This is a genomic window from Allobranchiibius huperziae, assembly GCF_013410455.1.
Taxonomy (GTDB): Bacteria; Actinomycetota; Actinomycetes; order Actinomycetales; family Dermatophilaceae; genus Allobranchiibius; species Allobranchiibius huperziae.
The window spans coordinates 956440-982341 of the sequence record NZ_JACCFW010000001.1; the positions used below are offsets into that span (position 1 = coordinate 956440).

General features: G+C 71.8%; 23 protein-coding genes. 13 read left to right on the plus strand and 10 right to left on the minus strand.

Annotated elements, in window-relative coordinates; genetic code table 11:
- Positions 1-34: 34 nt before the first annotated feature.
- Both HNR15_RS18770 and HNR15_RS04565 read right to left on the minus strand, forming a co-directional pair.
- On the minus strand, positions 35-2251 hold the full coding sequence (locus HNR15_RS18770; RefSeq protein ID WP_179479501.1) for a hypothetical protein: 2217 nt from the start codon (positions 2249-2251) through the stop codon (positions 35-37).
- A gap of 20 nt (positions 2252-2271) precedes the next feature.
- Positions 2272-3291 carry a PseG/SpsG family protein gene (locus HNR15_RS04565; RefSeq protein WP_179479503.1) on the minus strand — a complete coding sequence of 340 codons (1020 nt, stop codon included), beginning with the start codon at positions 3289-3291 and terminating at the stop codon, positions 2272-2274.
- A 157-nt stretch (positions 3292-3448) separates the two neighbouring features.
- On the opposite strand from HNR15_RS04565, the gene pseB reads away from it, so the two are divergent.
- Genes pseB through HNR15_RS04590 form a run of 5 tightly spaced genes read left to right on the plus strand, consistent with a single transcriptional unit; the run spans position 3449 to position 8941 of the window.
- The gene (gene pseB, locus HNR15_RS04570; protein ID WP_179479505.1) at positions 3449-4438 is read left to right on the plus strand and encodes a UDP-N-acetylglucosamine 4,6-dehydratase (inverting); all 990 of its coding nucleotides are present in this window, start codon (positions 3449-3451) and stop codon (positions 4436-4438) included.
- Entirely contained in the window at positions 4438-5571 is a 1134-nt protein-coding gene (locus HNR15_RS04575; protein WP_179479507.1) for a DegT/DnrJ/EryC1/StrS family aminotransferase, read from the plus strand. Before pseB ends, HNR15_RS04575 begins: the two co-directional genes overlap by 1 nt.
- A gap of 7 nt (positions 5572-5578) precedes the next feature.
- A complete protein-coding gene (locus HNR15_RS04580) occupies positions 5579-6403 on the plus strand; it encodes a hypothetical protein (protein WP_179479509.1) in 825 nt (274 codons plus the stop codon).
- Between the two features lies 1 nt (position 6404).
- Positions 6405-7271, plus strand: coding sequence for a hypothetical protein (locus tag HNR15_RS04585; RefSeq protein WP_179479511.1), 867 nt, complete (start codon positions 6405-6407; stop codon positions 7269-7271).
- A complete protein-coding gene (locus HNR15_RS04590; protein WP_179479513.1) occupies positions 7268-8941 on the plus strand; it encodes a class I SAM-dependent methyltransferase in 1674 nt (557 codons plus the stop codon). Before HNR15_RS04585 ends, HNR15_RS04590 begins: the two co-directional genes overlap by 4 nt.
- Positions 8942-9147: 206 nt before the next feature.
- Here the strand turns inward: HNR15_RS04590 and HNR15_RS04595 are convergent, their stop codons facing one another.
- From HNR15_RS04595 to HNR15_RS04615, 5 genes are read right to left on the minus strand one after another with little or no spacing between them, the layout of a single operon-like run.
- A complete protein-coding gene (locus HNR15_RS04595) occupies positions 9148-10797 on the minus strand; it encodes a hypothetical protein (RefSeq protein WP_179479515.1) in 1650 nt (549 codons plus the stop codon).
- Positions 10790-11620: a hypothetical protein gene (locus tag HNR15_RS04600; protein WP_179479517.1), complete on the minus strand. Its 831-nt coding sequence runs from the start codon at positions 11618-11620 to the stop codon at positions 10790-10792. Before HNR15_RS04600 ends, HNR15_RS04595 begins: the two co-directional genes overlap by 8 nt.
- Positions 11620-13926 carry a glycosyltransferase gene (locus tag HNR15_RS04605; RefSeq protein WP_179479519.1) on the minus strand — a complete coding sequence of 769 codons (2307 nt, stop codon included), beginning with the start codon at positions 13924-13926 and terminating at the stop codon, positions 11620-11622. The genes HNR15_RS04600 and HNR15_RS04605 overlap by 1 nt, the downstream gene beginning before the upstream one ends.
- A 6-nt stretch (positions 13927-13932) precedes the next feature.
- On the minus strand, positions 13933-15009 hold the full coding sequence (gene pseI, locus HNR15_RS04610) for a pseudaminic acid synthase (RefSeq protein ID WP_179479521.1): 1077 nt from the start codon (positions 15007-15009) through the stop codon (positions 13933-13935).
- Positions 14993-15508, minus strand: a complete 516-nt coding sequence (locus HNR15_RS04615; RefSeq protein WP_179479523.1) for a GNAT family N-acetyltransferase — start codon at positions 15506-15508, stop codon at positions 14993-14995. Before HNR15_RS04615 ends, pseI begins: the two co-directional genes overlap by 17 nt.
- A gap of 67 nt (positions 15509-15575) precedes the next feature.
- Between HNR15_RS04615 and HNR15_RS04620 the strand changes: the two genes are divergently transcribed.
- The 4 genes from HNR15_RS04620 (at position 15576) to HNR15_RS04635 (ending at position 18305) form a co-directional block, all read left to right on the plus strand.
- Positions 15576-15827, plus strand: coding sequence for an acyl carrier protein (locus HNR15_RS04620; protein WP_179479525.1), 252 nt, complete (start codon positions 15576-15578; stop codon positions 15825-15827).
- On the plus strand, positions 15824-17044 hold the full coding sequence (locus tag HNR15_RS04625; RefSeq protein WP_179479527.1) for an AMP-binding protein: 1221 nt from the start codon (positions 15824-15826) through the stop codon (positions 17042-17044). Before HNR15_RS04620 ends, HNR15_RS04625 begins: the two co-directional genes overlap by 4 nt.
- Positions 17045-17121: 77 nt before the next feature.
- Positions 17122-17871, plus strand: coding sequence for an SDR family NAD(P)-dependent oxidoreductase (locus HNR15_RS04630; RefSeq protein WP_179479528.1), 750 nt, complete (start codon positions 17122-17124; stop codon positions 17869-17871).
- A 95-nt stretch (positions 17872-17966) separates the two neighbouring features.
- Complete coding sequence (locus tag HNR15_RS04635; RefSeq protein WP_179479529.1) at positions 17967-18305, plus strand: hypothetical protein; 339 nt, start codon at positions 17967-17969, stop codon at positions 18303-18305.
- 4 nt (positions 18306-18309) lie between these two features.
- On the opposite strand, the gene HNR15_RS04640 is transcribed toward HNR15_RS04635, so the two are convergent.
- Positions 18310-19644, minus strand: a complete 1335-nt coding sequence (locus tag HNR15_RS04640; protein ID WP_179479530.1) for a C1 family peptidase — start codon at positions 19642-19644, stop codon at positions 18310-18312.
- Between the two features lie 193 nt (positions 19645-19837).
- Entirely contained in the window at positions 19838-21259 is a 1422-nt protein-coding gene (locus tag HNR15_RS04645) for a hypothetical protein (protein ID WP_179479531.1), read from the minus strand.
- 49 nt (positions 21260-21308) lie between these two features.
- Here HNR15_RS04645 and HNR15_RS04650 point away from each other — a divergent pair, with 49 nt between their 5' ends.
- From HNR15_RS04650 to HNR15_RS04665, 4 genes are read left to right on the plus strand one after another with little or no spacing between them, the layout of a single operon-like run.
- Positions 21309-22178 (plus strand): glycosyltransferase family 2 protein, encoded by an 870-nt coding sequence (locus HNR15_RS04650; protein ID WP_246305886.1) that lies wholly within the window; start codon positions 21309-21311, stop codon positions 22176-22178.
- Positions 22178-23152: a polysialyltransferase family glycosyltransferase gene (locus HNR15_RS04655; RefSeq protein WP_179479532.1), complete on the plus strand. Its 975-nt coding sequence runs from the start codon at positions 22178-22180 to the stop codon at positions 23150-23152. Before HNR15_RS04650 ends, HNR15_RS04655 begins: the two co-directional genes overlap by 1 nt.
- A gap of 10 nt (positions 23153-23162) precedes the next feature.
- A complete protein-coding gene (locus tag HNR15_RS04660; RefSeq protein WP_179479533.1) occupies positions 23163-23924 on the plus strand; it encodes a hypothetical protein in 762 nt (253 codons plus the stop codon).
- Positions 23921-24847, plus strand: coding sequence for a DNA-3-methyladenine glycosylase family protein (locus HNR15_RS04665; RefSeq protein ID WP_343048420.1), 927 nt, complete (start codon positions 23921-23923; stop codon positions 24845-24847). Before HNR15_RS04660 ends, HNR15_RS04665 begins: the two co-directional genes overlap by 4 nt.
- Here the strand turns inward: HNR15_RS04665 and cofE are convergent.
- Positions 24822-25901: a coenzyme F420-0:L-glutamate ligase gene (gene cofE / locus HNR15_RS04670; protein ID WP_179479534.1), complete on the minus strand. Its 1080-nt coding sequence runs from the start codon at positions 25899-25901 to the stop codon at positions 24822-24824. The two genes, HNR15_RS04665 and cofE, sit on opposite strands and share 26 nt — an antisense overlap.
- Between the last annotated feature and the right edge of the window lies 1 nt (position 25902).

A 25902-nucleotide genomic window follows, 5' to 3' on the forward strand; every position in this document is an offset into this window, starting at 1 on the left:
CAGGGGAGTACGACGAGTAGACGCTGGTCCGAGGCTAACGCGCCGGGCGCAGCAGGTAGATCGATACGGTGCCGTCGCGGAAGACGGGGCGTGCCAGGGTCCGCAGGGACGCCGACACCGGCCCGGCGGAGGTGTCGGCGAAGAGCACGCGCACCCCGTCGGCGTACATCCGGGCGAGCAGGGCGGGGGTCGGCGCGGTGAATGCGCTGTCGTTGCGACGCAACCGCGCCGGGTCGAAGAACGCGGTGTGCGTGTAGTTGATATGGCGGCCGGGGTGGTTGCTCGCGGCGGCCGCCGCCTGGTCGGTGTAGCCCCACGACTCCACGTACGCCTGGCGCTCGCCGAGCCCGGTGACCCAGAACGCCCGCGCGTCGCAGGCCGTTCGGGTCGGCCCGCTCAGGCAGTGCACGTCGGTCGCGACCACGTCGCGCGCGGGCGTGTGCGTCCTCAGCCAGGTGGTGCCCGCGATCTCGGCTGCGGACAACCGTGCGGACGACGCGGGCGATGTCGCGTCCGCGGCGCCGGCGCGGGCCGCGTCCACCGTGCTCGGCACCAGGATCGCCGCGAGGAGCGCGACGGCCGCCACCCCGAGGCGGCGTGGCGAACGGCGTACGACGAGGAGGCAGGCCAGCGCGCCGGCCGCGAGCACCAGCAGGGCGACGGCGAGCGGCAGCGTGCCCACGTGGGCTCCCCGGTGACGCCCCGCCACGGCCGCGACCACGGCCACCAGTGCCCACGCGGCCAGGCCGGCGACGGCCGAGAGGGCGATCGAGACCGCGCCCGCCGCGGTCCGCCGCAGCACGTGGGTCGCGCCCCAGGAGGTGAGCACCGCCACGAGCGGGAGCACGCCGCGCATGAAGTACAGCTGCGACCCGCCGGGGTGGTGCACCAGCATGAGCCCGGCGAAACCGGCCGCGCAGCTCGCCGCGAGCAGCACCGCGCCAGGGTCCCGGCGAAGCGGCCAGGCGAGCAGCACGCCGCTGAACTGGATGAGCACCACGGCCGACAGGAGGACCGCGAGCACGCGCAGGTCCAGACCGGTGACGACGTGCGGGTGTGCGTGGTGCTGTGCGATCGCCCGTTTAAGGGCGGTCAGCTCATCGGCACCGGTCAGGAGCCCCGGCGTCGAGCCCGCGCTGCCGCCGGCCAGGAACCGCGAGGCGGGCACCAGCACCACGAGCAGCACGGCGGCGAGCATCAGCGTCGGTCGGTGGACGGCACGCTCGCGCCACCATCGGATCGCCCCCGTCACCAGCGCCGCCACGAGGACGGTGGGCAGGATGGAGGACTTCGCGCCCGCGGCCAGTGCGGCGAAGAGGGCCAGCAACACCCATTCGCCCATTGGAACGGCGCGCATGCCGGGCGCGCGGACGAGGTGCACCGAGGTGCCCAGCAGTGCCAACAGGACGGGCAGTCCGAAGACCTGGGAGGGGGACAGGGGCAGGAGTGCGTCCGTCGCGAGGGCGGGCACCCAGGTCACGGGTGTCAGCGCGGAGGGGACGACCAGCAGCGCCACGGCCAGGAGACCCGCCCGTGGCGAGCGGGCGAGGCGGGCCGTCAACAGGTAGGTCAGCAGGAGCGTGGCGGCGTACACCGGCAGGTACCAGAGCCGGGCCGCCACCTCGAGGACGTCGATCCGCGCTACGAGCGCGTCGGCGGCCATCTGCGCGTTGGCGAACCAGTGGTAGAGCAGTGGCTGGCCGCTGACCTGCGGTACCTGCGGGGGAGCGTGGTGCATCGCCTCCGCGCTGATGGACAGGTGCCAGTACAGATCGGGGTACCACCGTCCGGTGGACGGCGGAAGGGGGGTGTGCCGCAGCACGGTGGCCCAGAGGCGCAGCAGCGCGAGCAGGTACGCCGCGCACAGGGCCCAGGCGACACCGGTCGGCATGCGTGCGGCGTACGCGGGCCCGCGCAGCCGTGCGCGGAGCCGCGGCACCAGGGCGGCGGCGGCGACCAGTGGCAGCGGATAGAGGATCAGCCAGCCGCCGACGCCGGCGGCGACGAAAGGGCCCCAGGCGAGGAGCTGCATGCCGAGACCGACCACGAAGCCGGTGGCGAACTCCTGCGGGAGGGCCCGGGGCCGCGGGAGCAGCAGGCGCAGGAGCAGCACGCCGGGCAGCAGGATCGACCAGCCGACCGCAGCGGCGAATCGCACGGTGTCCTGGACCGGGACGCCGGTCGCGGTCGCCAGGGCGCCGGATCCGAGCAGCGCGACGATCGCGGGACACCACGGCAGGCCCGCCCTCACGACGCGGGCAGGTCGTGGCCTCACGGGAGGAGGGCGTCTGCAACCCGCTCGCGCCCGGCACCGTCCACCAGGGCCTGGCCCCGCGCCGCGTACCCCTCACGGCGCGACGCGTCGGTGACGAGCTCGGCGAGAGTGGCGGTGGCCGCTGCGGCGTCGAACCTGCCGAGGTGACCGAGGCCGGCGAGGACGCCGCGGTCCAGGCCCTGGCGGTAGCCCGCCTCCTGGTTGTCCACGACGCACACGACCGCCGCGGGGACGCCCATGCAGAGCAGCTCCCACACCGAGCTCCCCGACGCGCTGAGAACGAGGTCCGCATCGGCCACCAGCGCCCCGAAGTCCGGATCGGGCGCCACGACCCGGACGGTCTGCCCTGCCGCGGTCGGCATCGCTCGCACCGCATCGACACTCTCGGGACGGGCCGCCACGACGGTCACCTCCACGGGCTCCCCGGTCGCGAGCAGGGCGGGTACGACGACCGGTGCCGCGCCGAACGCGTCCGTGCCCCCGAAGACGGCGACCACGCGCACGGGTCGGCCCGGGGCGCGCGGGGTCGCTCGGCGACGGTCGCGGACGGTGTCCCTGAAGAGCGCGTACTCGATGCCCGCCAGGACGATCGCACCGGAGGGCAGGCCGGGGTGCGGGACGGCCCCGAGGTTCTGGTCGACGTAGACGTCGGCGTGTTGTCGCACCCCGAAGTCGTAGTCCACCAGGGTGAGAAGTCGCCGGGAGGGCTCTGCGAGCGCCCTGCCGATGCCCGGGTCGAGGTGGTAACCGTCCAGGACCACTGCGTCCAGGCCGAGCGCGTCCGCCTCCCGCGCGCACCCGGAGGGGTCGCCGGGTGCCGGCACCACGGCGTACCCGTGCGCGGCCACCAGGGCCTGCAGCCAGCCGATGTCTCCCAGGTCGCCCCACAGCAGCACCTCGTGACCGCGGGCCGTCAGCTCCTCGCCCAGCGCGACGCACCGCATGGCATGGCCGACACCGAGCGTCGGGCCTGCGTCGCACCGCAGCGCGACGCGCGCGCCCCCGTGTCGCGACATGCCGTTGCCTGCTCCTTCGTCGTGCGGTCTCCCGGACCCGGAATGCTAGCCTCGTCGCTGGTCTGCGGCGGTCGCGGTCCGCATCGCGGTGCGGTACGCCGGTCGTGTCACGCCGACGCCCCCGTCCACCCTCGTCAGTGCAGCAGGAGTCGCCAGAGTGAGCATTCTTGAAGGTTCGTCCATCCTCGTCACCGGTGGCACCGGATCTTTCGGCAAGGCGTTCATCACCCGGCTGCTGGCCGACGTCGGCCCCAAGCGGGTGGTCATCTACTCCCGCGACGAGCTCAAGCAGTGGGAAGCGCGTCAGCTCTTCGGTGACGACCCGCGGCTGCGCTGGTTCATCGGCGACGTCCGCGACCTGGACCGCCTCAAGCGCGCGATGCACCAGGTGGACTACGTGGTGCACGCCGCCGCGCTGAAGCAGGTCGACACGGGCGAGTACAACCCGTTCGAGTTCGTCAAGACCAACGTGCTCGGCAGCCAGAACGTCGTCGAGGCCGCCATCGACTCCGGTGTGCAGAAGGTCGTCGCGCTCTCGACGGACAAGGCCTCCAGCCCGATCAACCTCTACGGCGCGACGAAGCTGACCGCCGACAAGCTCTTCATCCTCGGCAACCACTACGCGGCGGCGTACCCCAGCCGGTTCGCCGTGGTGCGCTACGGCAACGTCACCGGCTCGCGCGGCTCGATCATCCCGAAGTTCCGTGCGCTGCACGCCGCGGGGGAGTCGCTGCCGATCACCGACCTGCGCTGCACGCGCTTCCTGATCACCCTGCCGGACGCCGTACAGATGGTGCTCGACACGTTCGACATGATGCAGGGCGGCGAGCTGGTCGTGCCGCACATCCCCTCGCACATGGTCACCGACCTCGCCCAGGCCGTCGCGCCCGGCGCGAAGATGCACGACATCGGTCTGCGGCCCGGCGAGAAGCTGCACGAGGAGATGATCAGCCCCGAAGAGGGTCGTCGCGCGGTCATCGTGATGGACGGCAAGTACTACGTCCTCGAACCCGAGCTCGGCACCTGGGGCTACCAGCCGATCAAGGACGCCGTCCCCGTCCCCGAGGGCTTCCACTGCTCCTCGGACAAGAACGACCTGTGGTACTCCGCCGAGGACATCCGCAAGGTCCTGGAATCAGGGATTTGATGGTCGTCCCCTACGGACGTCAGTCGATCGACGAGTCGGACATCGAGGCCGTCGCGCAGGTGCTGCGCGGCGACTGGCTGACCACCGGTCCGGCCGTCACCCGGTTCGAGGACGACATCGCGCGCGTCGCGGGGGTGAGCGGGTCTGCCGTCGCGGTGAGCTCGGGCACGGCCGCGCTGCACACGGCGTACGCCGGGATCGGGGTCGGCGCCGGCGACGAGGTCGTCACCACGCCGCTGACCTTCCTGGCCACCGCGACCTGTGCGATCTGGCAGGGCGCCGACGTGGTCTTCGCGGACGTGTCGGAGGACACCGGCAACCTGGACCCCGAGGCCGCGCAGGCGGCGGTCACCGGGCGGACCAAGGTCATCGCCGGTGTCGACTTCGGCGGTCATCCCATCGACGCGCCCGCGCTGTCGAAGGTCGCGCATGACGCCGGTGCCCTGCTGCTGCAGGACGCCGCGCACAGCATCGGGGGAGCGCTGGACGGCGTACCGGTCGGCTCGATGTCGGACGTGACCACGTTCTCCTTCTTCCCCACCAAGAACCTCACCACGGCCGAGGGCGGCGCCGTGGTCGCGCTCGACCAGGACGTCACCGATCGCGCTCGCCGGTTCAAGGGCATCGGGATGGTGCGCGACGAGGCGCAGCTGCGGCACGAGTCGCCCGGCGGCTGGTACTACGAGATCTCCGACCTCGGCCTGAACTACCGACTGCCCGACGTCCTCGCCGCCCTCGGCTCCAACCAGCTGAAGCGGTTGCAGCAGTTCAAGACCCGTCGTCAGCAGATCGCGGACCGCTACAACGCGGGGCTGGCGGGCATCGAGGAGCTGCGGCTGCCCGGGCACCGCCCCGAGGCCGACCCGATGTGGCACCTCTACCCGCTGCGGATCCAGGATGGTCGCCGGCGCGAGCTCTTCGACCACCTGCGCTCCGAGGGCATCCTGGTGCAGGTCAACTACATCCCCGTGCACTGGCAGCCGTACTTCGAGGACCGCGGCTACCGGCGCGGCATGTGCCCGGTGGCCGAGACCTACTCCGAGCAGGAGCTCAGCCTGCCGATGTTCTCCGACCTGCGGGACGACGACGTCGACCGGGTCATCGAGCTGGTGCGCGGGTTCGTCGGCGTCTGAGGCCTGCATGCACCACGCCAACGTCTTCTACGGGCACGCCCAGATCCTCGCCCGGTACTGCGGACTGGAGCATCCTCCGACCATCTGGGGATACCTGCAGCACGGCTGGAACACCCACGACGGGTTCGCGGTGGGCCACGAGTTCGTGCCCGGCTACCCGAAGTTCGTCTGGTCGCACTCGGTCGCGCGCCGCGGGCGCTCACTGGGAGAGCACGACTACGTCGTCATCGGCTCACCGTGGGCGTATCTGCTGCTGCAGCAGCGTAGTTCGAGCACCGTCGATCCTGACGCGCGCGGCACGATCGTCTATCCGTTCCACGGGTGGGAGGGGCAGCGCATCGTCGGCGACCACGCGGCGTACGCCGCCGAGATCCGCCGTGTCGAGGGCGAGGTGCCGCTGACCGCGTGCCTCTACTGGAACGACCACGAGAAGCCCGCCGTCCGGCGGGTCTACGAGGACGCGGGCTTCCGGGTCATCACCCACGGTCGGCGCGGGCACATGTACGTCGGCGGCGACGACGACTTCCTGGACCGGCAGCTGCTCGAGCTGCGCAGTCACCGGCGCGCCGTCAGCAACCGGATGGGGTCCGCCCTGCTCTACGCCGCGTCGCTCGGACTGTCGATCGGCGTGTACGGCGACCCGATGGTCCTCGACGGAGACCACGCGGTCCTCGGGGGGATGGAACGCCAGCAGCGGCTGTTCCCGGTGCTGCACCAGGCGCACGTCCCCGACCGCGACGCGCAGGACGTCGCCCGCTCCGAGCTCGGGCTCGAACTGACTCTGCCGCCTGCCGTGCTCGCGCACGTGTTGTCATGGGATAAATTCGCCTGACATGGACTCCAGCAACCACTGGTACGGGCACGCCCACATCTTCGCGGCGTACTGCGGCCTCGACGGGACCAATCCGCCTCGCATCAACGGGATCCTGCAGCACGGGTGGACCTTCGTGCACGGCTTCGGCTACGGGCACAACCCGCCGAAGGGTTTCGCGCGCTTCGTGTGGTCGGACGTCTGCCGGCGCCGCGGACAGGCCATCGGCTGGCGTGACTACGTCGTGACCGGCAGCCCCTTCCTCTACCTCGACGGCATGCTGGCGCCCGAGCCGGACGCGCCGGAGCCGGAGGGCACCATCTGGTACCCGTTCCACGGCACCGCCGACTACGAGGGCGTGACCGGCGATCACGACCGACTGATCGCGGAGATCAAGGAGACCGAGCCCGGCCCGGTCACCATGTGTCTGTACTACGTGGAGTACGAGCAGCCGCAGATCCGGGCCAAGTACGAGGACGCGGGCTTCCGCGTCATCTGCCACGGCAAGCGCGGCACGTTCTGGACCGGCGGCAACCACGACTTCCTGCACCGTCAGCTGCGGGAGCTGCGCCGGCACACCCGGGTGGCGTCCAACCGGCTGTCCACGGCGACGTTCTACGGCGCAGCGCTCGGCCTGGAGCCGGCCGTCTACGGCGACCCGATGGAGTTCATCGGGGTCAAGGACGGCTTCAACGGCGAGCAGCTGCTGGAGTGGACCTTCCACGACCTGCACGGCAAGCACACCGATGCCGCGGTGGCCCGCCAGATCGCGGACCGCGAGCTCGGACGGGACGCGATGATGTCGCCGGAGGAGCTGCGCGAGGTGTTCGGCTGGCAGGACGAATGGGCGTTGACCGAGGCGATCGAACAGGAAGTTGTGACCGCATGACCACCACGGCCATCCCCGCGGGCGGCACCAGCCGTCCGCACAACGTGCAGCTCGGCCCCGGGGCCATGCAGAACTGGTCCGATCTGGAGCACCACCCGGCGGGCGCCAGCGCGGCCCAGCGCGCAGTGGTGCAGGAGTTGGTGCGGCCCGGGCAGCGGGTCGCCGTGGTCGGTCCCCACTCGCTCGACGTCATCACCGGCATCGCGTCGCAGGTGGCCCACCTCAGTGTCATCACCCGTTCCATCCCCGACGCGGTGACCATCGGCAACGCGCTGCTGGAGCATGAGTCGGTCGACGTGCAGTGCGCGAGTGCCGCGACCCTGCTGGAGCAGCCCGAGCCCTACGACCTGGTCGTGGCCCTCGACGACGTCACCCGCGTGTGGTCGCCGGAGAGCGAGCCGATGACGTGGGCGCAGGTCTACGACGCCGTACGCCGACTCGTCGCCCCCGGCGGCAGGTTGCTGCTCGGTGTGGAGAACGAGCTGGGTCTGCAGCGCATCACCAGCCTGCACTCGCGGTACACCAGCGACCACGACGAGGACTGGTCGGTCACGGCGACGTTCGACGCCAGCCGGCCGCGGTCCCTTCAGGCGTTGATCGATGTGGCCGACGGCGACACGGGATCGGTGCAGGTGCTCGGTGCGCTGCCCATCTGGCAGGAGCAGACCGTGCTCGTCAGCGGAATCGACGAGCTGTCACCCGAGCTGACCACCCTGCTCGGCGCGCTCACCCTCGGGTCGCCGGCGTACCGACGCGTCGGCGCCGACCCGACCCGGATGACCCGCGCCGCGGTGTTGTCCGGCCGCCTTCCCCATTTGTGCTCGGGCTGGATCCTGATCACCGGGCCGACCCCGGTGCAGGCGTACGCCGGTGCGGGCATCCTGGCCGACGACCCGGCCGGCCGGGTCGCGACCTACACCGACGTCGACGGTCAGGTGCTGCGCCGCGTGCCGGGCGCCTCCGATGCCATCGTGCCGGTCAGTGCAAGTGCCGAATCACTGTCAGGCACAGCCCTCGACGCGTGCGCCGCGCAAGACGTCGCCGGGTTGCGCGCGCTGCTGGTGCGCTACCGGGCGTGGCTGGTCGCCAACGCCACGGACGGTGTGCTGTCGCGCGACGTGGCCGACACGCGGGTCGACAACGTCATGCTGGACGACGACGGTTTCCAGGCGCTCGCGCCGGCCGAGGACGACCGTCCGTTGGACGAGGCGACCTGGGCCGCGCTCGCCGACCTGGTGCTGGTCATCCGGGCGCGCGGCTCCCGTCACCCGTGGCCGGCCGCAACCGACGACACCACGATGCTGGCCACTCTGGGCGCGATGGTCGGTCTGCCGGCGGACGGCGTACCGGAAGGTCTCCTTGCAGCCGCGGACGAGACGGCCGGTCTGCCCGCACACGACGTGTCCGGCCTTCTGGCCGTGGTCGAGCGGCTCACCGAGACCAACGAGGCGCTGGCATCGCGTTCGCGTTGGTTCGAGGAGCGCCTCAACGTGCGCGAGCGAGAGATGCGCGCGCGTGCCGAGCGGCACCGCAAGGAGCTGGAGCTCGCGGTCAAGCAACAGCGCATCCTGCAGGATTCGGCCGAGGACCTGCGCCGCTCCATCACCTACCGGGCAGGCGCCGCGATCATCAACCCGATCCGCAAGTTCGGCGGCAACCTGCGTCCCTGACGCGGCAGTCGCACGCACGGGCCGCAAGGGACCGCGCGGCGCCGTCGTACGCGCCGCGCGCCCCAGCAATCGGTCGAAGCCGCCTGAAACCCGAGCACGGCACCGCTTCCGGACCACGAGCGACAGCGGCAGCCCCGGACCTGCCGATAAGGGACCGCGCGGCGCCCTCACGAAGGCAAGACACCGCCGCGAAACGAACGCGCTGGTCAGCGCATCCGGCGGTAGGCACGGATGGCTCCGTCGGCCCGCTTGAGCGCGACCCGCGCGAGCTTCTTGGGGTCCCGCAGGTCGGCCACCTGGCTCGCGCGGCGTGCGAGCCGGTAGGTGCGGCCCGCCGTGAGCGCCGCAGTCGCCGCGACAGCCTCGTCGCGTTTCTCGACCTCGTCCAGCAGGTCCCGTCGCAGCCCGCGGATCCGTGCCTCGCGCAGCTGCAGTGCGGTGTCGCGATCTGCGAGCACCCTTGTCGTGGTATCGAGTTCAGAACGCATCGTCGCCACCAGATCCTGGTCGCGGTGTGCCCTCTCCAGCGTCGAGCGCAGATCCTCCGGTGCCGGGGGTAGCGGGGGCGCCTCTCCGTCCAGCACCGGCTCCGTCACCCCGGACATCCCGAGCCACAGCTCGACGAGCTGGTCGGTCGAGAGCGTGGCGGGCCAGGGGTTCTCATGCCCGGCCTCCCGCAACCGGTGCGCGAACCGGCGCCATGCGCGGTCGAGCAGAACGGCCGACGACGCGGACGACCCCGGCGTCGGTCGGTGGTCGAGACTCAGGCCGGGCGCGAAGCCGTCGCCGACGGGATGGATCTGGTCGAAGTAGACCGACATCGTCGCGAAGGACGCCGCAGATTCGCGTATCCAGGATCCCAGCCGTGCAGCGAGCGATCGGAACTCCTCGGTCTGCGCGAGCGCGACCTGCTGCAGCAGCAGGTGTTCCACCGTGCTGGACGTCGGCAGCGTCGCAGGAAGATCACGGGTGTCGTGCCCCCCGGTGACCAGCCCGTCGGTCGACCGGTCGAGCCAGACGGCGTCGTCACCGGCGCGCAGGTAGGCGGACCTGCCACGCCCACCCACGACGGCGATCCAGCCCGCAGCCGCGGCGGAGAGCGAACCGGCCAGCGACAGACGGTGCACCAGTGCGGCGGCCGACAGGATCCGTTGGCCGTCGGCCTGATCCAGGGCGCGCTGCACGACCGACGTGATGACCGTGCCCGGTCCACCATCGGCGAGGGCGCGGACGGAGACCAGGGTGCGCAGGTCGCGCGGATCGCCGAAACCGCAGTGCACGCTCGCGATCGGGAAACCCTCGGCCGCGAGAGAGGACTCCAGAGCGTGGACGGACGCCGGGCGGGAGTGATCGTGCCCGGCCGCCTCCAGCTCGCGCTCGGCCGCGTCCCGTGCGCTCGGCACGCTGAGCAGTTCATCGAGTCGAGCCGGGTTGCGGGCGCCGATCACGAGCGTCCCGCCCGGCCGCAGCTGCCCGCAGAGCAGACGCAGCGACTGCGACCAGGTCGTCGGGGTGCCGTCCAGGGCACCGGTGCGGTCGAGTCCGTCGACGGCGACGACCGCGTCGTACGACGCCCCTTCACCCGACGCGAACGCCGCGAGCGCGCCGGCCACGACCCGCACGTTGCCCGGCGCATCAGCGGCAATCCGGCCCGCGTCGTCGTGCGAGCGCACCAACACCGTCACCGAGCGCCCCTGGGCCCACAGTGCGGGCAGCAGGGCAGAGTCGGTGGCTCCGACGACGAGAAGCGAATCAGACTGCGGGAGAACGTCGCTCAGGAGATCGAGCAGGACCGGTCCGGAGATGACCGGCTGGTCGTGTACGGCGCGCAGGGCGCCCTCGATGACATCAGTCACGGTGGTTCCAATCCAGGAGGGTGCGCAGTTCTTCGGGGGTCACCACGTGCGCGGCGCCCAGTTCGCGGTCGGCGTACTCCCGCCAGCCGGTGTCGTCCAGTGTCGCCATCCACCGTCCGAGGCCGGTCAGGACCGGGTCCTGCTCACCGACAGCGGGTCCCTCCAGCGCGACAGGGAATCGCGACGCGGCGGCGAAGAGCAGCTCCGCGCGGGGTGCGTTCGCAATGACCCGTTCGTGGCGTGCGAAGAGATCCCGCAGCCGGACCAGGTAGCGCGGTTCGTCCGTGCCCGGCTCGTCCTGCGTCGGCCCGAGCGGGACGATGTCGTGACCGAGGTCTGTGTAGGCGGCCCGCAGCGCGGGGACGGCGTCGTCGGCCGGTGACAGACCGACGGTCGCCGATCCTGCGACGTGCTGCAGATGCACGGCGAGTCGGCGAGCGAGGTGCTGACCCTGGATGCCGTGGGTGGGGAGGAAGACGACGCCCCGGGGCGCCACGGGGGCAGGCGGCTCCTCCTCGCGCAACTCCAGCTCCTCCGGGGTGCGGAACGAATCCCGTTCCAGGGTCTGCAGATACGCCCACGGCGCGCCGAGCGCGAACCCTGGAGTCTGGCCGGCCGCCATCCGCCGACGACGTGCTGCGTCGCTCCAGACGAACACCGGCAGGCCGTCGTGCGCACCCGACGCCCGTCCCGTGAGATCCCATTCGGCCTGCACCTGCCCACGGATGCTCGGCGGACTCCACGGGTCGAGGTCGTCGTGCTCGGGGTCGGCGTAGACCGCGAGGATCTGCGCGTGGCCGAAGCGGTGATTGTCCGGGTGCATCAGCGCACCTGCGCGCGGACGGTCTCGGCGTTGGTGGTCAGCGTGAACAGTCGACCCGCGACCTGCAGTTCGTGTGGGAGCAGGCTCGCCGCGCCGGGCTCGCAGGCCACGGGGAAGTCGCCGCCCTCGATGTGCGCGAACAGCGTCCAGTCCGCGGCCGGTGCCCCGGGGACGACCGGTTCGTCCACGAGCGGGATCAGGAGCGCCGATTCACAGGTAGCCGTGAATCCGCCTGCGGTGACCTCGTATTCGCAGGCGACCTCGACGAAGTCGTCACTTCCCGGCAGATACCTGCGCCACGCCATCCCGCTGACCGGCACTCCCTGCCACACGACGCCGTGCACGACCACCTCGCCGTCGCGAGGCAGCACCAGGTACGCGGACGGGCGCGCCGGACCGTGGGTCAGACGCATCAGCCCGAACGGCGTGCGGGTGAGGCTCACCAGCTCGTCGGCCACCTCGACGGCCACGTTGCGCGCGTGATCCGGCCAGGACAGCGGGACCGGCCCGATATCGGTGATGAGTTCCACCGATCGCACGGACGTCTGGGTGAACGGATCGTCGGCGTGGTCGCCCTCGAGCACCTGTGCCGCCGGGACCCGCACCGTGAAGTCGGTCCGGCCATGGTGCTGGCGCAGCTCTGCAGGGAAGGACGCCGGCGGCAGCGGCCGGGCGCGGCCGATCTCCAGTGAGGCGACGGCGGAACGGTCCGGGATCGACCCCTCGATGACCAGGTCGGTGCCCTCGGCACGCACCTCGGTCACGGTCGTGGGCGCGTAGACGCGGAACACCGCGAGGACGCCGCCCTGCGACGCCGACGGTTGCAGGAGTGCATCCTCGCCCAGCCGGTGCGACGGCGCGTAGCGCGCGCTGCCGTCGTACAGGTTCTTCAGCATGCCGACCCGGTGGATCCCGCCGTTCGTCAGGTCGACCTCGAAGCGCAGCGGCCAGACCATGTCCGAGCGTTTCGCCAGGTGGGCGACGTCGACGCGGGTCTCGAACCCGACCTCGCTCACCCCGCCGCGCAGGTTGCGGGTGCGCCGCCGGGTCACCTCCAGCGGGTAGCGCGCCAGGCCGCACACCGCGCTCACCCCGAGCTCGTAGTCCGGCGCATCGGGGAAGTGCTCCAGCTCGACCCGACCCTGGATGACCAGATCGTCACCGTCCCAACGCAGATGCGTGACGGCGGTGGCCAGTTTCAGGGCGGTCAAGGGGTAGGAGTAGGTGCGCTCGGGCGCGGTGGAGCGGTCGTGGCCCGGGTAGGCCGCGGCGTACCGCCAGGGCGTGCGCCACGACCGGCGCAGCGGCACGCCGCCGACCAGTCCGCCGTCGTCGCGGAAGCGGGCGAGTTCGCGCAGCAGCGGGACGTCCGAGGCGCGCAGCGCGTGGTACTGGATCTGGTCGATGCGTGGCCGGGAGGCGATGTCGAATCTCAGCCGGGAGGTGAGCCGGTGGCCGAGTTGCAGCAGGGCGTCGACGTCCTCGTCGGGCACCACGGCGAACGCCGCACACAGCGCGGCCAGGTCGATCCCGGCCAGATACCAGTGCAGGGTCTCTCGGATCTTGGGCGTGCCCTTGCGGTCGGCCAGGTCGAGGACCATCTCGGCCGAGATCACCCGGTCCAGCAGGTTGTCGTAACGGAACACCTGCTGGGTGATGGAATCCCCGGATTCCCTTTCGCGCCAGTAGTACCCGTGCGCGGAGATGATGTCGACGGTGACGGCGTCCAGATGGGCGCCCAGCGTGACGGGGTAGTCCTCGTAGCGGATGGCCGGGAACTCATAGCCGTACTCGTCCCAGAAGCTGCGGCGGTAGACCTTGTTCCACACCATCCGGTCGCCGACCAGCCCCGGTCGGTCGAAGATGTCGGTGCCCGCGACGGTGTGCTTGCAGATCCCCCCGTGGGTCCAGCTCTGCCGCACTCCGGAGGTGCGGCTGAAGCGTCGCGCGTTGCTGAGCGCGAACGAGGAGCCGCTGCGCTCCAGCGAGGACACCATCAGCTCGAAACTGGAACGGCTCACCAGGTCGTCGCTGTCGATGAAGGTCAGGTAGCGCCCGGTCGCGTTCCGGGTGCCGGTGTTGCGCGCGGGCCCGAGGCCGGCGTTCTCCTGGGTGACGATCCGGAAGCGCTGATCGCGCTCGGCGTACTCGCGTGCCACCTCGACACTGGCGTCGGGGGAGCCGTCGTCGACGAGGATGACCTCGATGTCCTGCAGGCGCTGCACCCGGATGGACTCCAGGCATGGCGCGATGTAGTTCTCGACGCCGTAGTAGGGGACGACGACCGACAGGAGCGGACTGGACACCGGCGGTTAGATCAGGTCCAGCGAGAGCGCGGTGCCCCGGGCGACGTCGCGGGTGAAGGTGCGCCCCACGACGGAGTCGAAGTCGTCCGGCGGCAGACCGTTCGCCGGGCGGATGGACCGCACGTTGTCCGCCGTCACGGCCTCGCCGGCCTTCACGTCCTGGACCACGTAGAGGGAACGGCGGAAACGCAGCCCCTCCTTCTCCTGCTGACGTGCGCCGATGCGCGGCTGCCCCAGGCACTTCCACGCGATCTCGGTCTGGCTGACCAGTGCTGCCAGCTCGTCGGGCTCGGAGGAGAACGCCGAGTCGACGCCGCCTCCCTCGCGCGAGAGGGTCACGTGCTTCTCCACGACGACGGCGCCGAGCGCCACCGCGGCGATCGGCGCGCCGATGCCGATGGTGTGGTCGGAGTAGCCGACCAGGGCGCCGAAGGTGTCACGCATGACCGGGATGCCGCGCAGGTTGGACTCCGCCGGGTCCGCCGGGTAGTTCGCGGTGCACGCGAGCACGACGATCTGGTCGTTGCCCGTGCTGCGGGCAGCCTGGACGGCGGCGTAGATCTCCCCGACCGACGCCATGCCGGTGGAGATGATGATCGGCTTGCCCTTGCTGGCGGCCAGCCGGATCAGCGGCAGGTCGACGATCTCCGAGCTCGCGATCTTGTACGCCGGGGTGTCCAGCGACTCCAGCAGATCGATGGCGGTCGGGTCGAAGGGGGAGGAGAAGACGGTCAGGCCGTGCTTGCGCGCCTCGGCGAAGATCGGCTCGTGCCACTCGAACGGGGTGTGGGCCTCGACGTACAGGTCCCACAGGGTGCGCCCGCCCCACAGCTCGTGCCCCTGCGACAGTCGGAAGTCGGGGGCGTCGGACTGGATGGTGATGGTCTCCGGCGTGTAGGTCTGCAACTTCAGCGCGTGCGCACCCGACGCGGCGACCATCCGGACGATGTCCAGGGCCTTGTCCAGGGAGCCGTCGTGGTTGCCGGACATCTCGGCGATGATGAACGGCGGCTGGTCGGGGCCGATCTCGCGGTCGCCGATGCGGACGTTCGTCGCGGTCGTGCGGTCACTTGTCACGGTCATTGGGCTGCCTCCTGCGTCGGATGGTGTGCACGAGCACGCGTTCTCCATCGATGGTGTGCTCGGTCGCCGAGATCTCCTCGAAACCGTTGCGGGTGTTCATCCTGCGGACCGCCTCGTTGGCGTCCAGGACCTCGCCGTCGAGCTGCTCCAGACCCAGCTCGCCGAACGCGTAGCGCACCGCCTCGCGCTGGATCTGGATCCAGGCCGGAAGGAGCTCGCCGCGCGCTTCGAGTCCCGCGTTGTCCAGGTAGTAGCCCCACATGGCCCGGCGCTCCCCGGACTCCTGCTCGATGTCGAAGAACGTCACGACGCCGGACGGCGTATCGCCGCGCTCGTACATCAGCACGATGCGGGAGGGATCGTCCTGCAGTGCAGCCCAGTAGCGGTCGTGCTCCTGCGGGCTGATGACCCCTCGCGTCAAGGACACGGATCGCACTGCGGGATGGTTGCGCCAGGTGCGCACGGACTCCTTGTCCACCTCGGTGGCAGGGCGCAGCATCGAGCCTCCGGCAGGGCTGGTCTAGGGCGGATCACGGGTGGCGGACGGATGTCTAGACTACATCGCCATGACCACCCTTCCCCGTGACCAGGTCCGCAGCATGATGGGCGAGGTCCTCGCCGCGCAGGGCAAGGAACTTCCCGCCGAGGACGGCGCGCTGCTGGAGACCATCGGCTTTCGCTCCCTGGATTTCTCCGAGTTGGCGCTGCGTGTCGAGGACGAGTTGGACGAGGAGCTGAACTTCGACGCTCCCGGTCTGCGGTCGATCGAGACGGTGGGGGACGTCCTCACCTTCATCGACCAGCTGCAGCAGGCGTGAGCGAGCGCCTGTCTGCCGGCGCGGACAACCGCGTCGTCTCCCGTGGGTACGTCGGCCGGTGGCGTGACATCGACGAGGCACCCGACCTGCCAGACGCGGCGGCCTTCCTGGTCGCCGACAACACCGAAGCGATCCGGGCCGTCTGGCAGCACGTGCTGCACGCGGACCGCCGCGAGACGCTGGTGGCCGCGCGCTCGCGCATCGGCGCCGAGCAGGAGCAGGGGTTCCGCGAGTTCGGGCTGGCCGTCGTACGACCGCCGGACGTGCAGCCGGCACTGCTCGACCGACCGGCCGAACCCGGCCGCATCTGGCTGCTGACCAGCGGGTCCACGGGGCGGCCCAAGCAGGTCGCGCACACCCTGGACTCCCTCACCACCGTCGGCACCGATCAACCGCCACGTACTTGGCTGTGCCCCTACGCGACCGGCGCGTACGCCTGGTGGCAGGTCGTCACCCTCTCGATCCAGGTGCCGGGTCAGGACGTGGTCTTCGTCGAACCGGACGAGATCGACGCGTGGCCCGCGCTCGCGGAGCAGCACGGCGTCACCGCCGCGTCCGGCACCCCGACGTTCTGGCGCCAGGCCATCTTCCGTGCGGTCGACACCCTCTCCAGGGTGCCGCTGCGACAGGTCACGCTCGGCGGCGAGCCCGTCGACCAGGCCATCCTCGACCGACTGCACGAGGTCTACCCGGACGCGCGGATCTCATGGATCTACGCCTCCTCCGAGGCGGGGGCGGCCATCGCGGTGCACGACGGGCAAGCCGGATTCCCGACCGCTTGGCTCGACCGAGAGACCCCCGGACGACCCCGGCTGAGCGTGCAGGACGGTGAGCTAGTCATCGCCTCGGCCAAGGCCGCCGAGGGGATGGACGCACAGATCCACACCGGTGACCGCGCGGAGATCGTGGGCGACCGGGTCCTGATCACCGGCCGGATCGCCTCCGATGAGATCAATGTCGGCGGCTCCAAGGCCTCCGCGTCCGGCGTACGCGCCGTGCTGCTCGCGCACCCGGCAGTCGCCTGGGCGGCTGTGAAGGGCCGTCGCGCGCCCCTGGTCGGCAACGTCGTCACCGCGCAGGTCGTGCTCTCGGGCGACGCCACCGAAGCCGACCTCCTCGCGTGGTGCAACGCGCGGCTGCCGGACTATTCCGTGCCGCGCCGGTTGCGCGTGCTGCCCGAGATCCCGATCAAGGAGTCCCTGAAGTCCGATGTCTGATCACCCCACGAAGTTCTCCGCTGTGCTCCGATACTTCGCGGGGACCCCGATCTTCCTGAAGGAGATTTCCAACTCCCATGTCTGAGAATTCGACCGCCATTCCCCGCGCCAGCTGTGTCCTGGTCTCCGGCGGCTCCCGCGGGCTCGGGCTCGCGCTCGTGCAGGACGCGCTCGATGCCGGTGCGAAGGTCGCTACCTTCGCCCGCACGATCACCCCGGAGCTGGAGAAGCTCGCTGACGACCGCCCCGACGACGTGCATATCGGATCGGTCGACATCACCGATGAGAAGGCGGTGCGCACCTTCATCAAGGAGGCCGCAGCGCACCTCGGCCCGATCGACGCTCTGGTGAACAACGCTGCCATCGGCCAGGACTCGCTGCACGTGCACACCTCGCCCGAGCGCATCGCGGCCATCGTGGCGACGAACCTCACGGCCCCTCTGCTGGTGGTTCGCGCGTTCCTGCGGCACGCGATGGCGAAGTCCGGCCGCGGCCGCATCGTGATGGTGACCTCCGTCTGCGCGCAGCGTGGTTACTCCGGTCTGGTCACCTACTCCGCCACCAAGGGCGGGCTCGACTCGGCGATGCGCACCCTCGCCCGGGAGATGCACGGCCGCTTCCTGGTCAACTCGGTGGCGCCGGGCTTCTTCGCCTCCGAGATGTCCTCGGTGCTCGGCACCGAGCAGCTGTCCACGATCACCCGGCGCACGCCGACCGGTCGCCTGGTCGAGCCGGAGAACATCGCGCCCGTCGTGCGCTCGCTGCTCTTCGACGACACCAACATCAACGGCCAGGTCCTGACCATCGACGGCGGCGGCAGCATCTGAGTCCGCTCGACCCGGCGGACTACGTTGCGGCGTACGCCGATCCGGCGCATCTACGCCTCACGCCATCGCTGACGGCGGCGCGGGCGCTCGGTGGAGTGCGGTCCTACCTGCCCGACGGGCGCGGCGTCGTCTGGGTGGCGCCGGAGCTGCCGGGAATCGCCCGGGCCATCGACGCCGAACCCGCCGCGGCCGAGGTCTCTCGGCGGCTCGCGCGTCGAGCGGGCACCGAGGACCCCACGGTCGTCTGGCCCCTGTGGACCCGCGCCGAGACGGTCGCGAAACTGCTCGACCTTCCGGTCCTGTCCTGGCTGGCGTGGCCGGGCCTCGAGGTTCCCGCCCACCTGGCCTCCCGGGTGGCGCTGAGCACTGTCCTGCTACCTGACGAGGTGACAGGTGGTGTCACAGTGTCCTGTGGCGCCACCGTGGCGACCTGAGGCCTCAGCCGTCGGCGAGAGCACCCATCGGGTCCCAGGCCGGGAGCACGATCGGCTCCTGCTCCAGAGCATCCTGCAGCTCCTGCGGCAGGCGACTCCTGTGCGCGGCGATCTCGAAGACGTACGGCGCGAACCACGAGTCGTTCATCGTGTAGAAGCCCTGGTCGGCCTTGCTGTCGCCCCAGGAGTTCTCCACCCGCCACTTGCGCGGCGTGTCGCCGTCCAGGTCGACCCCGGTCAACAGCATGGCGTGCGTCATGAGCGTGTCGTGGAACTCCAGCCGGGCGGCCTTGTCCAGCGCGAACGAGGTGTCGTAGACGCCGTCGTAGTCGAAGAGCCGGGCGTCCCAGATGCCCAGGTCGCGCGCCATCATCTTGCTGACGTCGCAGCCGAACCACACCGGCTCGCCGTCGCGGATCGAGGCGGCCGCGATGCTCTTCAGCAGGTCGGGCTCGACGTTGAGGTAGCGCACCGGCACACCGCCGACGACGTTGCCGAGCTCGTCCACGGTGAAGGTCGCTCCGCGCGGGCTGCTCTCACGAGGGTCGTCGACGAGGCAGACGTAGTCGTCCAGGTCCTGCTCGACGTACCGGTCACGGAACTCCTGCGGGGTGAGCACGCCGTCGCGGTGGAACTGCTTGTCGGTGTCCGTCCACTGCCAGTCGACGGTCTCCGGCGGGGTGCCGAGGTGCATCGCGAGGATCCGGTACGCCGCGGACATGACCTGCGCGCGTACGCCGTCGATGTCCTTCTCCTTCGCCGCCCTCAGGTCGCGTGCGGCCTGGCGCAGCAGCGAGCGCAGCACGCCGTTCATCGCCCCGGTGTCGGAGGAGGAACGGGTCTCCGGCATCGCCGACTTCGGCACCAGGCCGTGCTTGTGCACCAGCGCCACGAACATGTTCCACTGGCCGCCGTCGCCCATGACCTCGTCGAGCACGAAGCCGAGGGTGCGGTCGTCGGACGGCCGGTCGCGCAGCCGGACCACCGAGTCCATGAAGTAGTTGCAGCGCTCGAGCTTGTCCCAGAAGAGCAGGTGGTTCTGGGAGAACTCGAAGTCCTTCAGTCCCATCCGGCGGGCGGCGCCGACGCGCAGCAGGTTGAGACCGGCGAAGAGCCAGCAGCGCCCGCTCTTCTCCTGGTTTGTGACCTTCCAGTCGTCCAGGCGGTGCGACATCGAGGTGTCGGTGCGGGTCACGATCGTGCGATCGAGCGCCACGTCGGCGAGCGCGGTGTTGGTGAGCGCGTTCTGCACGATGCGGTGGGTGGGGGAGGCGTCGAACTCCTTGCGCAGCAGGTCGACGTCGTCGGAGGTCAGGGCAGTAGTGGGCACATCACTCATCTATGCATCGTCGCACGCATGCGGGATTCGCTCCGAGGGCCGGCGCTGGCGGTAGGGCCCGCTCGGCCCGAAACGATGGCGCGCGGTCGCGCTGGGCTCCCGTGAGGGCCCGCTCGGCCCGAAACGATGGCGCGTGATCGCGCTGGGCTCCCGTGAGGGCCCGCTCGGCCCGAAACGCAGGCGTGCCGGTCGGTCAGCCGGGCTTGTTGATGCGGTTCCGGGCCGCTTCGACCAGTCGGGACGTGGGTGCGGTCATGAGGAAGAGCGCCTGTCGAGCCCGGGGGCCATGCTCGGTCTCGATGGCGTGCTCCAAGGCGCGGATCCGGCGTTCCTGACGGGTGGCGAGTCCCTCCAGATAGGTGATCTTCCCCTCGCGCTCGCGCAGTGCGCTCTCCAGTTGCGCGACCCGGGGGGCGTCGCCCGCGGGTTCGGCCCGCGGGTGACGCGTCGGGAGGGCGACTTCGTAGCGCAGCTTCTCCGCGTGCCGCCACGCGTCCTGATCGAGGTCGGCCCGTCCCGCGAGCGCTCCCAGCTCGTGGGCGATCCCGGCGGCGTCCAGCTCGGGCGGGTACGGGTGCTGGGAGGTGCCGGCGACCAGCGCGGCGGCGTCCCACAGGCCGTGCGCCACGGCCACGGGTGCGGCGACGTCCGCACCCTGGACGAGCACCCGCCGGGCCAGGACGCCGTCCTCGCCGACGACCGTGTTGCGCGGCACGGCATGCCCGCGCTGATCGGCCGGCAGTGCATCCACGTGATCGCTGTAGCGGACCACCAGGGCGCGGACGCGGTCCAGATCTCCGGCCCGGAGGGCCGCGACGAGCAGCACCTCCAGGGGTTCGCCCTCGGTGTGGGAGTAGTCAGGCAGCGTGGGCGCGAAGACGGCAGGCAGCTCGGGCAGGTCCCGGCCGCGGACGAGGACCCACCCGCTCGCGAGCTGGCGCACGGCACCGGCGCGCAGGGCGTCCAGCCAGTCAGGGTGCGCCGGCAGTGCCGCGCGAACGGTGGTGCCGGCCAACGGATCGGTGACGCGGGCACCGTCGAGCACCACCGCGTCGCCCAGGACCAGGTGCGACGCGGACTCGGGCAGGTCCGCGCGCACCGGTGGACGGTCGTCGTACCCGGGAGTGCCCACCCACCACGATGTATCGCCGGATGCCCGACCCTGCGAGACGGGTTCGACGGCGAGGGCGTTGGGGACGTAGGCGATGAACCGGCCGTCGGCGTGGGAGACGGCCAGGTCCAGCAGGTCGAAGTGCCCGAGGCCGGGGGAGTCGGGCGTGAGCACGCGTTCGGGCGGGTCCAGGATCACCACGGTGTCATAGGCCGACCGCAACGGCAGCCGGTCCAGTCCGCCGCAGTGCACGTCTACGCCCTCGGCGTGCAACCGCACCGCATCGATCGTGCCGCGCACCAGCACCGTCGCCCGCTCGCCCAGCCGGCGGGCCAGCGTGGCCGCCCGCGGGCCGATCAGCAGCACGCTGCCCTCGGCGTCGTCGAGGACGGCTGCGACCCACTCGGAGAGCGCCGTCGGAGGGTCGATGCCGTCGCGCCACCCGGTCATCTCGCCCCCGAGCAGGGTGGGACCGGCGCCTGCGTGCTGGCCGTCGTTGCTCATCCTCGTAGCCTAAGGCGGTCCCGCACCCACCAAGGAGGATCTGCGACCGATGGCGACGACCCCCACGATCGGCGTGGTGCTGCTGCACATGGGCGACCGCCCCGTGCAGCTCGCCGAGGCGCTGAGCACCCTGCGTGCCCAGCGCGACGTCGAGCTCGACGTCGTCCTGGTCGGCAACGGCTGGGAACCCCACGGTCTGCCGGACTGGGTGCGCACCGTGCACCTGCGGGAGAACGTCGGCATCCCGCAGGGCCGCAACGTGGGCGCGAGCGAGGCCCGCGGGGAGTTCCTGTACTTCTACGACGACGACGCCTCGCTTCCGACGCCCGACGTGCTCTCCCGGCTCGCGGCAGTCATCGGGGCCGACGACCGCGTCGCGGTCGCGCAGCCGCGCGGCGCGGATCCCACGGGCAAACCCGCGCCGCGCCGCTGGGTGCCGCGGTTCGACGTGCGTGACGGCGGGCGGGCCGGGTCGGCGACGTGGTTCTGGGAAGCCGTCTTCATGATCCGGCGTACGGCGTTCGAGCAGGTCGGCGGGTGGCCCGGGCAGTTCTTCTTCGGCCACGAGGGCATCGACCTGGCGTGGCGGCTCGTGGACGCCGGCTGGCGCATCGAGTACGTCCCCTCGGTCGTGGTGCACCACCCGTCCACCGACGCCGCCCGGCACGACATCTTCTACCGCACCAACGCCCGCAACCGGGTGTGGGTCGCGCGCCGACGGCTGCCCCTGCCGCTCGTCCCCGTCTACCTCGCCACCTGGACCGGCGTGATGATGCTGCGAGTGCCCGACGCGCGCTCCCGGTCGGTCTGGCTGGACGGCTTCCGCGAGGGCTGGACCACCGACCCCGGCGAGCGGGCGCCGATGTCCTGGCGGACGGTCGGCTGGTTGACCCGGGCCGGTCGGCCGCCGGTCATCTGATGCGCGTCGTCGTCACGGGCGTCCGCAGCCGCACCCACCTGGTGCATGTGTCCGCCTATCTGCGCACGGCACTGGACGCCACCGCGCGGGGTGAACTGGTCGACGTCGGCTACCTCGGCGGCGGCACCTTCCTCGGGAGCGCCAGCGTCGACGCGTCCGACGTGGCCCGTCTGCTGCCGGACGATCCACGGCTGCGGATCCGGATGCTCGACCGCCTCGAGGACTGGTCCCCCGCCGGCGACGAGCTCGTCTATGTCGCCGTCGGCGCCCCAGGTATCCGACCGTGGATCGAGCTGCGCCGGCGCGCCGGCCTGACCCGGATCGCGGTGGTGGTGACCGACGAGGGCATCGGCAGCTACGGCACCTGGCGCACCAGGCACGACGCCTGGCTGCGCCAGGGGGTCCGGGAGCCGTGGTGCACGGTGCGCACGAGCGCGGTACAGCTCGCCGACCGGGTGCTGACCACCCGGCGGTTCGCGATGTACGACGCTGCCCGCGACTGGGCGCTCGACCCGGTGATCGCCGAGGAGTTCCGATCCCGCACCAGCGAGGGGGACGGCGACGGCGCCGACCGGGTCGTGCTTCTCACCCAGCCCTGGGTCGAGATGGGCGCCCTCCCGCAGGCCGCCTACCTGGACCACGTGGCGCAGGTCCGCGACCGGGTCGCTGCCACGGGCCGGCGGCTCGTCGTGCGGCCCCACCCGTCCGAGGACCCGTCCCGGTACGACCGCTTCGAGACCCTCGCGGGCGATCTGCCCGCCGAGCTGGACGGGCGCGTCGTGGGCAGCGCCGCCGTCGTCGGCGGGTCGAGTACCGCCCTGCTCAACCTCGCCGCCCTGCACGACCTCCCGGCGTGGCGCCTGCTGGTGCCTGGTCTGGAGCATCTCGAGGAGCGCCTGGGCGCGGATCAGCGCGGCCTGCTGCGGCGCTACCTGCCCGCGGCGGTCGCGGCCACCGACCTCCCCGCGGGCTAGAGTCGACGAGGTGATAGGTAACTCCACTGCGGCGGGTCGGATCGCGACTTCGCCGACCGTGCAGAAGGCGTTCGGGAGGGCGCGCGCCGCCGCACTCGGTGCGCGAGGTGCCGCCGCGAAGATCCCCCGGCCCCCCGAACCGGCGAGCTCGCTTGGCGCCGCCGACGTGGCCGACGTACGCGTCACGGCACTGCTCGTGGACGGCGCCGACGCCCGCGCGGCCCGACGTCGTGCGCGGCGTCTCGGCCTGCCGCGCACCCTGGACGACACCGCCGCCTGGGCGGCGCTCGGCGGGCTCGCGGCCCTGCTGCGGGTCATCGACGACGGTCGTCGCCGCGCCGTGGTGGTGGACACCGCCGGCGCGCGGTCGGTCTTCTCCCGATGGGCGGTCACGGCCGGGTTCGAGCCCGTGCACGTGGACGTGATGCGTCCGGAGGTCGTCGGCACCGCGATCGACCCCCGATCGGTCGACCTGGTCGCACGTCTGCACCCGCACTCCAGCGTCGCCGAGACGGTGGACGCCGACCTGGCCCGCGCGGCGGGTGCGCTGCGCCGCGGCGGCGTCGTCGCCATCACGGTGCGGCTCGGCCCTCCCGAGGTGGGCGCCCTGTCGGTCGCCGACCTGCGCTCGCTCGTGGCCCGCGCCGACGAGCAGGGTCTGACGCTGCTGGGCGACCTCGACCTGCACGAGGGCGCCCGCGCCCGCGAGGTCGCGCTCATCGACGAGAGCGACACGTTCGGCCTGGCACTGCTGGCCTTCCGGCGCAGGTGAGCACGGCGCCCGAGACCGCCCGGTGGGAACCCGGGCGTCCGGTGCCGGTCCGAGCGATCCTCGGTCCGCTGCGCCGCGGTGCGGGCGACCCCACCTGGCGCGTGCACGAGGGCGCGCTGTGGCGCGGCGTGCTGACGCCGCACGGTCCGGCCACGGTGCGGCTGTGGCGCGAAGCCGACGGCGAGCACGCCGATCGGGCGCACCTGCACGCCTGGGGACCCGGCGCGAGCTGGTGTGCGGCAGCGCTTCCCGACTGGTTGGGCGCGCGCGACGACGTCAGCGCGTTCCAGGTGCACCACGACGAGCTGCGCGATGCCGCCCGACGGCTGCAGCACTGGCGGGTCGGCCGCACGGGTCTGGTGCTCGAGGCGCTGGTGCCCGCGATCATCGAGCAGCGCGTGACCGGCAAGCAGGCGTTCGCGGCGTACCGGGTGCTGGTACGCCGCCACGGGACCCCTGCCCCCGGACCCGGCGCGGAGCTCGGGTTGATGTGTCCGCCGGACGTGCCGGGCTGGCGGCGGATCCCGTCCTGGGAGTGGCTGCGCGCGGGCGTCGACGCCCAGCGGGCCGACACCGTGATGCGGGTGCTCCAGGTGGCCCACCGGCTCGAGGAACTGGAGCGGCTACCGCTGCAGACCGCTTGGCGTCGGCTGGGGTCCATCCCCGGCGTGGGGGTATGGACCGTGGCCGAGACGGTGCAGCGGGCGTTGGGCGACGCCGACGCGGTCAGCTTCGGCGACTACCACGTCGCCGCGGACATCGGCTGGGCCCTGACCGGCGCCGCGGTCGACGACGTGGAGCTGGAGCGGCTGCTCACGCCGTACGTCGGGCACCGTTACCGGGTGCAGTACATCGTCACGGCCGGCGGCCTCACCAAACCGCGCCGCGGCTCCCGGATCACCCTGCCGACCCACCTGCCGTAGGCGCGACAGGGAGGGTGCGCTCGCGTACCCGCAGGGTGACCGCCGTCCCGGCGCGTGACGCCTCGCACCCCAGGCGCTCACCGGCCAGCGCCACCTCCAGCCGAGCCCACACCCGGCCCAGGGCCATCGGATCGCCGGCGCTCAGCGTGACCAGCTCACCGGAGCCCTCGAGGTCGACCCCCACCTCGTCGTCGGCGCACAGCGCCACCCGCACGGCTCGGGCGACCCGGTCGAGGAGCGTCTCGGGCTGCACCGACTCGATGCCCACCTGCTGCGACAGCTCGCTCCCGGCCGGCACGCCGAGCGCGTCACGGACGGCCTCCGCGCGACCGAGCGCGAACCAGTCGCCCGGTCCCGAGCGCACCAGATCCCGAGCGGGCACGCCGTCCCCGGGCTCTCGGACGAGGTGCGCGAGCCCGCGCACGACGGCGACCGGCACCCGGTGCAGCTTTCCCTTGACCAGGTCGGCGGCGGAGGCGATCTCGTCGGCGAGGTTGCGGACCGTGACGGCGAGGTCCCGGCCGTGGGTGTCGGCGTGCCCGCGCAGATCGTCCAGGCCCGCGAGCCCGCTGGAGCCGAGTGCGAAATCGGTCAGGCCGGCGCGCCAGGCACGGCCCGAGGTGTCGCTGAGCACCACCGCGAACCGCGCCGGCACCAGGCCCGCGAGCCGTTCGTGCAGGTCGCGCGCGGCAGCGTCGGGGTCGTGGGGGAGCAGGAGCAGGCGCTCCTCGCGTGCATTGGAGGCGTCGATGCCGGCGCCCGCCATGACCGGCCCGCTGCGCGCGGCGACGACGCGGGTGACCGAGTCGGGGGTGCGACGTTCGGCCACCACGGACGTCGACTGCGCGAGCACGAGGGAGGCGCGATCGGTCGGGTCGGCGTGGAGGCCGAGGGCCTTGGAGACGATCTTGCTGGTCACCACCAGGATGTCGCCGTCCTGCAGCGCGAGGTCCGCTGTCGTCATGCCGGCGGCGAGCACGGCGGCGAGGTCGTCGCCGTGGACGATCTCCGGCAGACCGCCGAGAGGGATGACCCGCAGTTCGGTCGTGGCCACG